Origin of the sequence: Pseudomonas sp. NBRC 111119, from assembly GCF_001320125.1 — a bacterium.
Lineage (GTDB): Bacteria > Pseudomonadota > Gammaproteobacteria > Pseudomonadales > Pseudomonadaceae > Aquipseudomonas > Aquipseudomonas parafulva.
This window is the reverse complement of the sequence record NZ_BCAV01000006.1, coordinates 37,803-49,627: the sequence shown is the minus strand read 5'-3', so window position 1 is coordinate 49,627 and position 11,825 is coordinate 37,803. Positions and strand designations below refer to the sequence as shown.

The 11,825-nt window shown below is 63.4% G+C and carries 12 protein-coding genes; 7 read left to right on the top strand and 5 right to left on the bottom strand.

Going from position 1 to position 11,825, the window contains the following annotated elements:
* Nucleotides 1–61: 61 nt before the first annotated feature.
* The 3 genes from APH25_RS02785 to dprA all read right to left on the bottom strand — a co-directional run bounded on the left by APH25_RS02785 (nucleotide 62) and on the right by dprA (nucleotide 2,421).
* A complete protein-coding gene (locus APH25_RS02785) occupies nucleotides 62–367 on the bottom strand; it encodes a hypothetical protein (protein WP_060480979.1) in 306 nt (101 codons plus the stop codon).
* Nucleotides 368–723: 356 nt separating this feature from the next.
* Nucleotides 724–1,281 carry an L-threonylcarbamoyladenylate synthase gene (locus tag APH25_RS02780; protein ID WP_028633174.1) on the bottom strand — a complete coding sequence of 186 codons (558 nt, stop codon included), beginning with the start codon at nucleotides 1,279–1,281 and terminating at the stop codon, nucleotides 724–726.
* Between the two features lie 42 nt (nucleotides 1,282–1,323).
* Nucleotides 1,324–2,421, bottom strand: a complete 1,098-nt coding sequence (gene dprA, locus APH25_RS02775) for a DNA-processing protein DprA (RefSeq protein WP_060480978.1) — start codon at nucleotides 2,419–2,421, stop codon at nucleotides 1,324–1,326.
* Between the two features lie 206 nt (nucleotides 2,422–2,627).
* Here dprA and def point away from each other — a divergent pair, with 206 nt between their 5' ends.
* The 5 genes from def to APH25_RS02750 are packed head-to-tail and all read left to right on the top strand — an operon-like array spanning nucleotide 2,628 to nucleotide 7,156.
* A complete protein-coding gene (def, locus tag APH25_RS02770; protein WP_028633176.1) occupies nucleotides 2,628–3,134 on the top strand; it encodes a peptide deformylase in 507 nt (168 codons plus the stop codon).
* A 59-nt stretch (nucleotides 3,135–3,193) separates the two neighbouring features.
* Nucleotides 3,194–4,126, top strand: coding sequence for a methionyl-tRNA formyltransferase (gene fmt, locus APH25_RS02765; protein ID WP_060480977.1), 933 nt, complete (start codon nucleotides 3,194–3,196; stop codon nucleotides 4,124–4,126).
* On the top strand, nucleotides 4,123–5,433 hold the full coding sequence (gene rsmB / locus APH25_RS02760; RefSeq protein WP_060480976.1) for a 16S rRNA (cytosine(967)-C(5))-methyltransferase RsmB: 1,311 nt from the start codon (nucleotides 4,123–4,125) through the stop codon (nucleotides 5,431–5,433). The genes fmt and rsmB overlap by 4 nt, the downstream gene beginning before the upstream one ends.
* Nucleotides 5,434–5,456: 23 nt before the next feature.
* Nucleotides 5,457–6,830 carry a Trk system potassium transporter TrkA gene (gene trkA, locus APH25_RS02755; RefSeq protein ID WP_060480975.1) on the top strand — a complete coding sequence of 458 codons (1,374 nt, stop codon included), beginning with the start codon at nucleotides 5,457–5,459 and terminating at the stop codon, nucleotides 6,828–6,830.
* An 11-nt stretch (nucleotides 6,831–6,841) separates the two neighbouring features.
* On the top strand, nucleotides 6,842–7,156 hold the full coding sequence (locus APH25_RS02750; protein ID WP_060480974.1) for a tetratricopeptide repeat protein: 315 nt from the start codon (nucleotides 6,842–6,844) through the stop codon (nucleotides 7,154–7,156).
* Nucleotides 7,157–7,261: 105 nt separating this feature from the next.
* Here the strand turns inward: APH25_RS02750 and APH25_RS02745 are convergent, their stop codons facing one another.
* Together APH25_RS02745 and APH25_RS02740 are read right to left on the bottom strand one after the other, a co-directional pair.
* Nucleotides 7,262–8,149: a lysophospholipid acyltransferase gene (locus tag APH25_RS02745; RefSeq protein WP_028633181.1), complete on the bottom strand. Its 888-nt coding sequence runs from the start codon at nucleotides 8,147–8,149 to the stop codon at nucleotides 7,262–7,264.
* 41 nt (nucleotides 8,150–8,190) lie between these two features.
* Complete coding sequence (locus tag APH25_RS02740; RefSeq protein WP_060480973.1) at nucleotides 8,191–8,742, bottom strand: DNA-3-methyladenine glycosylase I; 552 nt, start codon at nucleotides 8,740–8,742, stop codon at nucleotides 8,191–8,193.
* A gap of 83 nt (nucleotides 8,743–8,825) precedes the next feature.
* On the opposite strand from APH25_RS02740, the gene glyQ reads away from it, so the two are divergent.
* Both glyQ and glyS read left to right on the top strand, forming a co-directional pair.
* A complete protein-coding gene (gene glyQ, locus APH25_RS02735) occupies nucleotides 8,826–9,773 on the top strand; it encodes a glycine--tRNA ligase subunit alpha (RefSeq protein ID WP_029615043.1) in 948 nt (315 codons plus the stop codon).
* Nucleotides 9,770–11,824, top strand: a complete 2,055-nt coding sequence (gene glyS / locus APH25_RS02730; protein ID WP_060480972.1) for a glycine--tRNA ligase subunit beta — start codon at nucleotides 9,770–9,772, stop codon at nucleotides 11,822–11,824. The genes glyQ and glyS overlap by 4 nt, the downstream gene beginning before the upstream one ends.
* Nucleotide 11,825: the final 1 nt, after the last annotated feature.

Genomic DNA, 11,825 nt, shown 5'->3' with positions numbered 1-11,825 from the left:
CGCACGGGCGGCGCTCGGTCGCACAGGCGAAACCATCACCAAGGCGTGCACCTGTATGCCCTCACTCCCTCTCTCGTAAACCCGTCGGCGACTCGATGCCATCGAGGATCGCCTCGATCACACCTTCTGCCATTTCAATCGCATGCAGGTTCGCCCAGAACAGGCCTCGGCCCTCTTCGCGCAGGTAATCCAAGGCTTTGTAGCCGGTTTCATAGGCGCCGCGCAGGTACAGGGCTACATGAACCAGGGCGTCTTCGGCAGAGATATTGGGGTTTACGGTGAAGAGGTGGTCATGGCCGGCGTCGCAGCGGCCAAATGCGTGGGTGGAGGTGCAGGGGAGGGGTGGATCGGGGACAATCTTCTTCATGGTTTGCTCCAGACGATGAAGCTGGCGCCAAGCCATTACCACATGGTTAAGGCGGCAGCTGTACGCGAGGTGGTAAACCGGGCTAGAGCGATCCCGGCAGGCATGACGCCTCCCGCGCACAGCTGCCATAGCTGTGACGCCCCAGGTACATCCGGGTTACCACACCCGATCGCCAAGTTATTCGGCGACGGCTGAAGCCTATGGGTGAAGGTTCCCACTGAAAAGGTGATGGCAGGGGACGCGGGTCGTAGGGTATTTCCTAAATGGCTAGCCGGACAGCCATTTGGGTAAGAATCAGAAAACCCTGATGATCGATCTCACAGGCGAAAACACCATCAAACCGGGCACCTCCGGCATCACCCTGGCCGAACAACTTCCCCGGTCGCCAGATTACGAATCACACTCGGGTTCTTCCGCCCCCCCAACGCACCACCCAGCACCAGGTCCAGCTGGCCGTGGAAATACTGCTCCACCCGCAACCGGGTTTTCGCGGCGGGGCGCCCGCCAGGGTTGCAGGAAGTGGAGATAAAAGGCCCAACCAACGCGCACAATTCACGCACTACCGGGTGGTCGCTGACCCGCAGGGCAACGGTGTCGTGCTGGCCCGTCACCCACTCGGGTAGCAGGTCCTGATGGGGCACCAGCCAGGTGTTGGGCCCAGGCCAGGTACTGGCCATTCGGTCAATCCAGTCTTCAGGAAAGTCTTCGAACAGAAAATCGAACTGGCGGATGTTGTCGGCGATCAGGATCAGCCCTTTATCCACAGGCCGTGACTTGAGCGCCAGCAGGCGATACACCGCGTCCTCGTTCCACGGGTCGCAGCCCAGGCCCCAGACCGCCTCCGTCGGGTAGGCGATCACTGCGCCCGCCCGGATCTCACGTGCGGCTTGTTGCACACGAAAACTGCTCACCATTGATGTTTCTCCACCTAGGAACCTTGCTTGCGAGCAGTGTACTTAGCCCACGCGGGCAAACCAACGCCCGGCTTGATTGCTGACCCGCCCCTGCAGCTCCAGTTCGGTAAGCTGCGCCAGCACATCGGCCAGGGCCTGCTCGCTGCAATGGGCCAAGCTTTCGGTGGTTTGCGGGGCGGCGTGCAGCAACGCCAGCAGCGGGTGTTCAAACGCGTCCGTCACTGCCGGTGGCAGGTTCTGCCAGCCTTTGAGGCTGTCCATGATCTGCTCCACGCTCTCCACCAACAGCGCGCCATCGCGAATGAGCTGATGGCAGCCCTTGGCGCCGGGGTGGTGAATCGACCCCGGTATGGCGTACACCTCCCGCCCCTGTTCCGCGGCAAGGCGGGCGGTGATCAGCGAGCCACTGGCCAGGCTGGCCTCCACCACCAGTACCCCCAACGACAAACCGCTGATGATGCGGTTGCGGCGGGGAAAGTTGCCGGGCTGCGGCCCGGCGTCCAGGGGGTACTCAGAAACCAGTGCACTGCCGCCCTCAATCATCGCCTGTGCCAACTGTACGTGCCGCTGTGGATAAAGTTTTTGCAAGCCCGTGCCCAGTACCCCGATAGTGGCGCCCCCGGCCTGCAACGCAGCCCGATGAGCGGCACCGTCGATGCCAACGGCCAACCCGCTGGTAATCACAAAACCTGCCTGCGCCAGGTACTTGGAAAAGGCCCCCGCCGTATCCACAGCAGGTGGCGTGGCACGGCGGCTGCCCACAATCGCCAGCTGTGGGCGGCCGAGCAAAAACGGGTTTCCAGCGACAAAAAGCAGCGGCGGGGCATCGTCGATTTCGGCCAACAGCGGCGGATAACCGTCGCCATCCCACATCAGCAAATGCTGCCCAGGCCGCTCCAGCCAGGCCATTGCGGCATGTGCGCCCTCGCGCACTTCGGCACTGCGCCTGGCGTCGATGCTGGCTTGGGGGATGCCCAGTGAGCGCCAGGCAGACCCCGGCGCACTCAAGGCGCAGGAGGCACTGCCGAATGCGTCGAGCAGGGTTTTGAAGCGGCGCAGCCCTGTATCGGGCAAGCGATGCAGGCGCAACCGCGCCTCGAGCTCGGCGGGTGGGCAGAGCGGAGAATGGCAAACTGGCATAGGGATCGTCCTTGATCTGAATCAGGTTATCTACCCACCGAAACCTGTGGATAACTCTGTGGGTAATACTTTGAAAAGCTGTCCATTGGCTGGGGGCTATCGAGCCAATAGTCACCCTAGTCGAGCTTGCCAGGTGCCGAAATCCGCGTTTCCCTTTATTATGTGTGCTCAGTTTTCAACCAAACGCACAGTGACTGCCTGACCTTATGGCCATTCTGAACATTCTCGAATTCCCGGACCCGCGCCTGCGCACCATCGCCAAACCGGTGACGGCGTTCGACGACGCCCTGCGCCAGCTGATCGATGACATGTTTGAAACCATGTACGAAGCCCCTGGCATCGGCCTGGCTGCCACCCAGGTCAACGTACACCAGCAGGTGGTGGTGATGGACCTCAGCGAAGACCGCAGCGAACCGCGCGTCTTCATCAACCCTTCGGTCGAGGAACTGACCCACGACATGGGCCAGTACCAGGAAGGCTGCCTGTCGGTCCCGGGCTTCTACGAGAACGTCGACCGCCCGCTGCGGGTGCGCATCAAGGCGCAGGACCGGGACGGCAAACCGTTCGAGCTGGAGTGCGAAGGCCTGCTGGCGGTCTGCGTACAGCATGAATTCGATCACCTCAACGGCAAGCTGTTCGTCGACTACCTGTCGCAGCTCAAGCGCGACCGGATCAAGAAAAAGCTCGAAAAACAGCACCGCCAGCAGGCCTGACCCCCACCTTGCAGAAGGCTTGCTCCGGCAAGCCTTTTTCTTTTTGAAGCGAGAACTCCATGCGCATCGTCTTTGCAGGCACTCCCGAGTTTGCCGCCGAACACCTCAAGGCCCTGCTCGACAGCCCGTACGAGATCGTGGCCGTCTACACCCAACCTGACCGCCCTGCAGGCCGTGGGCAGAAACTGATGCCCAGCGCGGTGAAGGCGCTGGCCGTGGCCCATGACATCCCGGTGTTCCAGCCGCCGACGCTGCGCAATGCCGAGGCCCAGGCCGAGCTGGCGGCACTGAAGCCCGACCTGATGGTAGTGGTTGCCTATGGCCTGATCCTGCCGCAGGCCGTGCTCGATATTCCGCGCCTGGGCTGCATCAACAGCCACGCCTCGCTGCTGCCGCGCTGGCGCGGTGCAGCGCCCATCCAGCGCGCCGTGGAAGCCGGCGATGCCGAAAGCGGCGTGACCGTGATGCGCATGGAGGCCGGCCTGGACACCGGGCCAATGCTGCTGAAGGTCGCCACCCCGATCAGCCCTGAAGACACCGGCGGCAGCTTGCATGACCGCCTGGCCGAGATGGGCCCGCCTGCCGTGATTCAGGCCATTGCGGGGCTGGCCGATGGTTCGCTGCAGGGTGAAGTGCAGCACGATGCACAGGCCACCTACGCGCACAAGCTGAACAAGGACGAAGCGCGTATTGACTGGCACCGCCCAGCCGTCGAGCTGGAGCGCCTGGTGCGCGCGTTCAACCCTTGGCCGGTGTGCCACAGCACCCTGGATGGTGAAAGCCTCAAGGTGCTGGCCGCCAATTTATCCACAGGCCAGGGCAACCCGGGCGAGATCCTGTCCGCCAGCAAGGATGGCCTCGTCGTTGCGTGCGGTGTCCAGGCCCTGAGCCTGACCCGCGTACAGCTGCCGGGTGGCAAGGCCTTGAACTTCAGCGACCTGTTCAACAGCCGCCGCGAGAAGTTCGTCGCCGGCAAGGTGCTGGGCCAATGAACCCTCGCCTCGCCGCCGCCCGTGCGCTGGCCGCTGTACTCAGCGGCAAGGCTTCGCTCAACAGCTCACTGCCGGCCCAGCTGGACAAGGTGGATGAGCGCGACCGCGGGCTGACTCAGGACCTGGCATTCGGCACTGCGCGCTGGCAGCCCAGGCTGGAATTGCTGGCCGCACAGTTGCTGCAAAAGCCCTTCAAGGCCGCCGATGCCGATGTGCAGGCCCTGTTGCTGGTGGGCCTGTATCAGCTGTTCCATACCCGTATTCCCGCCCACGCAGCCATTGGCGAAACCGTTGGCTGCGCCGACAAGCTGAAAAAGCCTTGGGCCAAGGCACTGCTCAATGCCGTGCTGCGCCGGGCACAGCGCGAAGGTGACGCACTGCTGGCTGACATGCAGCGCGACCCGGTGGTACGTACCGCGCACCCGCGCTGGCTGCAAAAGGCCCTGAAGGCCTTCTGGCCTGAGCAATGGGAAGCCATCTGCGCCGCCAACAATGCCCACCCGCCGATGATCCTGCGGGCCAACCGCCGCCACCACAGCCGCGACGCGTACCTGGCATTGCTGGGGGAGGCTGGCATCAGCGCCAGCCCTTGCGTGTACAGCCGTGACGGTATCGTGCTGGCCGAAGCGTGCGACGTGCGCAGCCTGCCAGGCTTCGCCGAGGGCTGGGTGAGCGTACAGGACGAAGCCGCACAGCTGGCCGCCGACCTGCTGGAACTGGCCCCTGGCCAGCGCGTGCTCGATGCCTGCTGCGCCCCGGGCGGCAAGACGTGCCACCTGCTGGAAGCCGAGGCCGGGCTGGGCCACGTGGTAGCCGTCGATCTGGAAGCCAAGCGCCTGACCCGCGTGCGCGAAAACCTCGAGCGCCTGCAACTGCAGGCCGAGCTGATCGCCTGCGATGCCCGCGACACGGCCAGCTGGTGGGACGGCAAGCCGTTCCAGCGCATCTTGCTGGATGCACCGTGCTCGGCCACCGGCGTGATCCGCCGCCACCCGGACATCAAGCTAACCCGCCAGGCCGATGACATTCCGGCACTGGCCGCCTTGCAAGGCGAGCTGCTCGACGCCTTGTGGCCCACCCTGGAAGTGGGGGGCATGCTGTTGTACGCCACCTGCTCCAGCTTGCCGACCGAGAACACCGAGGTAATCGACGCCTTCCTGGCGCGTACCCCGGGTGCCCGCGAGCTGGACCTGGCCACCGAAGCCGGCCTGCGCCAGCCCCACGGCCGCCAGTTGCTGGCCCAGGAAGGCGGCCACGATGGCTTCTACTATGCCAAGCTGATCAAGATCGCCGCCGCGCGCGGTTAAGCCCAACGGGTAGGGAGTAGCGGATGAAGATCATCATCCTCGGCGCTGGCCAGGTAGGCGGTACCCTGGCCGAGCACCTGGCCAGCGAGGCCAACGACATCACCGTGGTGGACACCGACGGTGACCGCCTGCGCGACCTGGGCGACCGCCTGGATATCCGCACCGTACAGGGCCGCGGCTCGCTGCCCACGGTGCTGCGCCAGGCTGGCGCCGACGATGCCGACATGCTGGTGGCGGTCACCAACAGCGACGAAACCAACATGGTGGCGTGCCAGGTGGCCTACTCGCTGTTCCACACCCCCACCAAGATCGCCCGGGTGCGTGAAACGGCTTACCTCACCCGCGAAGAGTTGTTCGACAACGACCACATCCCCGTGGATGTGCTGATCAGCCCCGAACAGGTGGTTACCAACTACATCAAGCGCCTGATCGAGCACCCAGGCTCCCTGCAGGTGATCGACTTCGCCGAAGGCAAAGCGCAGTTAGTCGCAGTGAAGGCCTACTACGGTGGGCCGCTGGTAGGCCAGCAACTGCGCCAGATTCGCGCCCACATGCCCAGCGTCGACACCCGGGTGGCGGCCATCTTCCGCCGCGACCGGCCGATCACACCGCGAGGCGATACGGTGATCGAGGCCGACGACGAGGTGTTCTTCATTGCCGCGAAAAAAGACATTCGCGCCGTGATGGGCGAGCTGCGACGTATCGATGAAACCAACAAACGCGTGGTCATTGCGGGCGGCGGGCAGATTGGCGAGCGCCTGGCCGAGGCCATCGAAAGCCGTTACCAGGTAAAGATCATCGAGATGAACCCGGCCCGCTGCCGGTACCTGTCCGACAACCTGGAAAGTACCGTGGTGCTACAGGGCAGCGCCTCTGACAAAGACCTGATGCTGGAAGAAAACATCGCCGATGCGGATATTTTCCTGGCCCTGACCAACGACGACGAAGCCAACATCATGTCGTCGCTGCTGGCCAAGCGCCTGGGCGCGCGCAAGGTGATGACCATCATCAACAACCCGGCCTACGTCGACCTGGTGCAGGGCGGTGAAATCGACATCGCCATCAGCCCGCAGCTGGCCACCATCGGCACCTTGCTGGCCCATGTGCGCCGGGGCGATATCGTCAGCGTGCACTCCCTGCGCCGTGGCGCTGCCGAGGCCATCGAGGCGGTGGCCCATGGTGATTCCAAGTCGAGCAAGGTGGTTGGCAAGGCCATCGAAGCCATCGACCTGCCGCCCGGCACCACCATTGGTGCCATCATCCGTGACGAAGGCGTGCTCATTGCCCATGACGCGACGGTGATCGAGTCCGGGGACCATGTGATCCTGTTCGTTGTGGATAAAAAGCATATTCGCGATGTGGAGAAGCTGTTCCACGTCGGCCTGAGTTTCTTCTAGGAGCAGGGCGCATGCGTGAGTCACTGGAAAAGATGCTGGACAAGGGTGTGGATAACCCGCTGCTGAGGTTTGGCCTGGGCAAGGCCTGGCTGGATGAAGGCAACGGCGCTGAAGCGGCCGTGCACCTGGCGCGGTGTGTGCAGCAGGACCCGAAGTACTCCGCAGCCTGGAAGCTGCTGGGCAAGGCGTACCAGCTGCAAGGCGACCTGCCGGCGGCGCGCAAGGCCTGGGAGGACGGGATAGTGGCGGCACAGGCCCATGGGGACAAGCAGGCCGAGAAAGAGATGACGGTGTTCCTGAAGAAACTCGATAAAGCAGCGAGTTAACGCGGACCCAGTGGGAGCGGGTTCACCCGCGAATGCGTCGGTGAAGCCAACATTGCATTCGCGGGTAAACCCGCTCCCACTGGGTATCGGCTACAGCAGGCTGGCTCAATACCAGCGCGGTTCGCCTTCCGGGCGCTTCTTGAAGCGCTTCATGCTCCACATGTACTGGCTAGGGTACTCGCGCACATAACGCTCCACCACCTTGCTCATCGCCGCCGCCGACACGTTCACATCGGTGCTGTACATGTCCTGCGGGGCTGCCTCCAGGAACACCTTGAAGCCCGAGCCATCGGGCAGGCGCAGCGCATGCAGGAACACCCCCACCGCCTTGCCGCCGGCCAGCATGTTCGGCACAAACTTGCTGGTCAGCGCCTGGGTGCCGAGAAACGGCACGAACACACCTGCCGATTCCGCAGGCTCCGGGTCGGCCGGGATCCCCACCTGCCCACCACGGCGCACTTCCTTGATCACGCTCAGGATGCCTTCCTTGGTCGACGGCGCTACGCGGTTGCCCATCTGCACCCGTTGCTCGCGCAGCAGGTCGTCCACCGCCTTGAGCTTGGGCGGGCGGTAGAAAATGATCGGTTTGCACTGGTTGCAATAGAAGTGGTTGAGCACCTCCCAGTTACCCAAGTGGCTGGTGATGCCAACCACCCCTTTGCCCGAAGCCAGGGCCTGCTGCAGTACTTCCAGGCCATGCACTTCTTTCACCAGGTCCAGGGAGCGCTGCGGTGGCCAGATCCAGGCACAGGCGCTTTCGACGAAGGACTTGCCGATGTCACGCAGTGCCTGGCCAACCAGTTGCTCACGGGCAACCGGGTCCATTTCCGGGAAGCATTTGGCCAGGTTGATGCGCACCACGTTGCGCGACCCGTTGGGCACTTTCCACATCAGCCAGCCGATACCAGCGCCCACGCGCTGCACGGCGCCCCAGGGCAGCTTGGCGAACAGGCGCAGCACCCCGACCATCAGGGCGCCTTTGAACTTTTCCACAGGCTAATTCCTTATTTCAGCAAGGCGCGCATTGTAACCCTTCAGCGGCACAAGGCGGGGTAGCGATCACAGTCGGTGGTGTGGTCCATGACCATGCCGGTGGCCTGCATGAAGGCGTAACAGATGGTGGGCCCGACAAACGTGAAGCCGGCTTTCTGCAGCGCCTTACTCATCGCCTTGGCTTCTTCGGTCACGGCAGGTATGTCGCTGCGCCCGGTGAAATGGTTGATTTTCGGTTCACCGCCCACGAACGACCACAGCCATTGGGCGGGGTTATCCACAGCCAGCCAGGCCTGAGCGTTGCGCCGGGCAGCCTTGAGCTTGAGGCGGTTACGAATGATGCCGGCGTCCTGCATCAGTACTTCGATACGGTCGTCGTCCATGGCCGCCAGTTTCACCGGGTCGAAGCCATACAGCACCTCGCGGTAACGCTCGCGCTTGCGCAGCACGGTGATCCACGAAAGGCCAGCCTGGAACCCTTCGAGCAAAAGCATCTCGAAGAGCAACGCCGGGTCACGCTGGGGTGTCCCCCATTCCTGGTCGTGGTAGGCCTGGTACAACGGGTCGTCGGTACACCAAAAGCAGCGTGGCATAAGGCTCCAATGAGTAGAGGGCGAGGCGAATCAGGTTATACTCCCGCTCTTTACATCCGCATCCCCAGATACAGGTGAATTTCGTGAGCCAGCCTACGCCAGCCGTGCGTACCTTCCAAGACCTGATCCTCGCCCTGCAGAACTACTGGGCCGAGCAAGGTTGTGTGGTGCTTCAGCCCTACGATATGGAAGTAGGCGCCGGCACTTTCCACACCGCCACGTTCCTGCGCGCCGTCGGCCCAGAAACCTGGAACGCCGCCTACGTGCAGCCTAGCCGTCGCCCGGCCGACGGGCGGTATGGCGAGAACCCCAACCGCCTGCAGCACTACTACCAGTTCCAGGTAGTGCTCAAGCCCAACCCGGCCAACTTCCAGGAGCTGTACCTCGGCTCGCTGAAAGCCATCGGCCTGGACCCGCTGGTGCACGACATCCGCTTCGTCGAGGACAACTGGGAATCGCCAACCCTCGGCGCCTGGGGCCTGGGCTGGGAAATCTGGCTCAATGGCATGGAAGTCACCCAGTTCACCTACTTCCAGCAGGTAGGCGGCATCGAGTGCTACCCGGTTACCGGTGAAATCACCTACGGCCTCGAGCGCCTGGCCATGTACATCCAGGGTGTGGATTCGGTGTACGACCTGGTCTGGGCCGACGGCCCGTTCGGCAAGGTCAGCTACGGCGACGTGTTCCACCAGAACGAAGTGGAGCAGTCCACCTACAACTTCGAACACGCCAATGTGGAAAAACTGTTCGAGCTGTTCGATTTCTACGAAAGCGAAGCCAACCGCCTGATCAAGCTGGAGCTGCCGCTGCCGACCTACGAAATGGTGCTGAAGGCTTCTCATACCTTCAACCTGCTGGACGCCCGCCGCGCCATCTCGGTGACCGAGCGCCAGCGCTACATCCTGCGTGTGCGTACCCTGGCCCGGGACGTGGCGCAAAGCTATCTGCAAGCCCGCGCACGCCTGGGCTTCCCGATGGCCACCCCTGAACTGCGTGACGAAGTGTTGGCTAAGCTGGAGGCTGCACAATGAGTGCTCAAGATTTCCTGGTAGAACTGGGCACCGAAGAGCTGCCACCCAAGGCCCTCGCCAGCCTGGGCGAGGCGTTTCTGGCAGGCATCGAAAAGGGCCTGCAGGCCGCCGGCCTGAACTACACCGGCAAGTCCATGTACGCCGCGCCGCGCCGCCTGGCCGTGCTGATTCGCCAGCTGGACGTGCAGCAGCCTGACCGCAGCATCAACATCGACGGCCCACCCCTGCAGGCAGCCTTCAATGCCGAAGGCGAACCAACCCAGGCCGCCCTGGGCTTTGCCAAGAAGTGCGGCGTGGAGCTGGCCGATATCGACCAGAGCGGCCCGAAGCTGCGCTTCTCCCAGCACATCCCGGGCAAGGCGACCGCAGGCCTGCTGCCGACCATCGTCGAAGATTCGCTCAACGACCTGCCCATTCCCAAGCGCATGCGCTGGGCGGCAAGCCGTGAAGAGTTCGTGCGCCCAACCCAGTGGCTGGTGATGCTGCTGGGCGATCAGGTGGTCGACTGCACCATCCTGTCGCAAGAAGCTGGCCGTGATTCCCGTGGCCACCGCTTCCACCACCCGGAAAACGTCGCCATCACTGCCCCGGCCAACTACGTCGAAGACCTGCGCAAGGCCCATGTGCTGGCAGACTTCGCCGAGCGTCGCGACCTGATCGCCAAGCGCACCGCCGAATTGGCCATGCAGCAGGAAGGCACTGCCATCGTGCCGCCGGCGCTGCTGGACGAAGTGACCGCGCTGGTCGAGTGGCCTGTGCCACTGGTGTGCTCGTTCGAGGAACGCTTCCTCGAAGTGCCACAGGAAGCACTGATTACCACCATGCAGGACAACCAGAAGTATTTCTGCCTGCTGGACAGCGAAGGCAAGCTGCTGCCGCGCTTCATCACCGTGGCCAACGTCGAGAGCCGTGACCCCAAGCAGATCGTGCAGGGTAACGAAAAAGTGGTCCGCCCACGCCTGACCGACGCTGAGTTCTTCTTCAAGCAAGACAAGAAGCAGCCGCTGGAAACCTTCAACGAACGCCTCAAGAACGTGGTATTCCAGGCCCAGCTGGGTACGGTCTACGACAAGGCCGAGCGCGTTTCCAAACTGGCAGCCTTCATAGCCCCGCTGATCGGTGGCGATGCCCAGCGCGCTGGCCGTGCCGGGCTGCTGTCCAAGTGCGACCTGGCCACCGAAATGGTCGGCGAGTTCCCCGAGATGCAGGGCGTTGCCGGCTACTACTACGCACTCAACGATGGTGAGCCACAAGACGTCGCCTTGGCACTGAACGAGCAGTACATGCCCCGCGGCGCGGGTGCCGAGCTGCCGCAGACCCTCACCGGTGCTGCCGTGGCCATCGCCGACAAGCTCGACACGCTGGTGGGTATCTTCGGTATCGGCATGCTGCCCACCGGCAGCAAAGACCCGTACGCCCTGCGCCGTGCAGCGCTGGGTGTGCTGCGTATTCTGATCGAGAAACAGCTGGACCTGGACCTGACCGGTGCAGTGCAGTTCGCGGTCAAGCAGTACGGCGCCAAGGTCAAAACTGCCGGGCTGGCCGAACAGGTACTGGAATTCATCTTTGACCGCCTGCGTGCGCGCTACGAAGATGAAGGCATCGATGTTGCCACTTACCTCTCGGTACGCGCCCTGCAGCCAGGTTCGGCCCTGGACTTCGACCAGCGCGTCCAAGCCGTGCAGGCGTTCCGCAAGTTGCCCGAAGCCGAAGCACTGGCTGCCGTCAACAAGCGTGTGTCGAACCTGCTGAGCAAGGCCGAAGGCGCCATCGCCGAACAGGTCGAGCCCAAGTACTTCGACAACGCCAACGAGTTCTCCCTGTACTCGGCCATCCAGCAGGCCGACCAGGCCGTGCAACCGATGGCTGCAGCGCGCCAGTACAGCGAGTCGCTGGCCCGCCTGGCAGCCCTGCGTGATCCGGTCGACGCCTTCTTCGAGGCGGTCATGGTGAATGCCGAGGATGCCAAGGTGCGTGCCAACCGATATGCCCTGCTCAGCCGCCTGCGCGGTCTGTTCCTGGGCGTGGCTGATATTTCGCTGCTGGGGTAAG

Coding starts and splice junctions, on each gene's coding strand:
- APH25_RS02780 (WP_028633174.1), bottom strand. CDS start 1,281: ATGGTGAGCAGTTTTCGTGTGCAACAAGCCGCACGTGAGATCCGGGCG.
- dprA (WP_060480978.1), bottom strand. CDS start 2,421: ATGCCAGTTTGCCATTCTCCGCTCTGCCCACCCGCCGAGCTCGAGGCG.
- APH25_RS02750 (WP_060480974.1), top strand. CDS start 6,842: ATGCGTGAGTCACTGGAAAAGATGCTGGACAAGGGTGTGGATAACCCG.
- rsmB (WP_060480976.1), top strand. CDS start 4,123: ATGAACCCTCGCCTCGCCGCCGCCCGTGCGCTGGCCGCTGTACTCAGC.
- trkA (WP_060480975.1), top strand. CDS start 5,457: ATGAAGATCATCATCCTCGGCGCTGGCCAGGTAGGCGGTACCCTGGCC.
- glyS (WP_060480972.1), top strand. CDS start 9,770: ATGAGTGCTCAAGATTTCCTGGTAGAACTGGGCACCGAAGAGCTGCCA.
- def (WP_028633176.1), top strand. CDS start 2,628: ATGGCCATTCTGAACATTCTCGAATTCCCGGACCCGCGCCTGCGCACC.
- APH25_RS02785 (WP_060480979.1), bottom strand. CDS start 367: ATGAAGAAGATTGTCCCCGATCCACCCCTCCCCTGCACCTCCACCCAC.
- APH25_RS02740 (WP_060480973.1), bottom strand. CDS start 8,742: ATGCCACGCTGCTTTTGGTGTACCGACGACCCGTTGTACCAGGCCTAC.
- fmt (WP_060480977.1), top strand. CDS start 3,194: ATGCGCATCGTCTTTGCAGGCACTCCCGAGTTTGCCGCCGAACACCTC.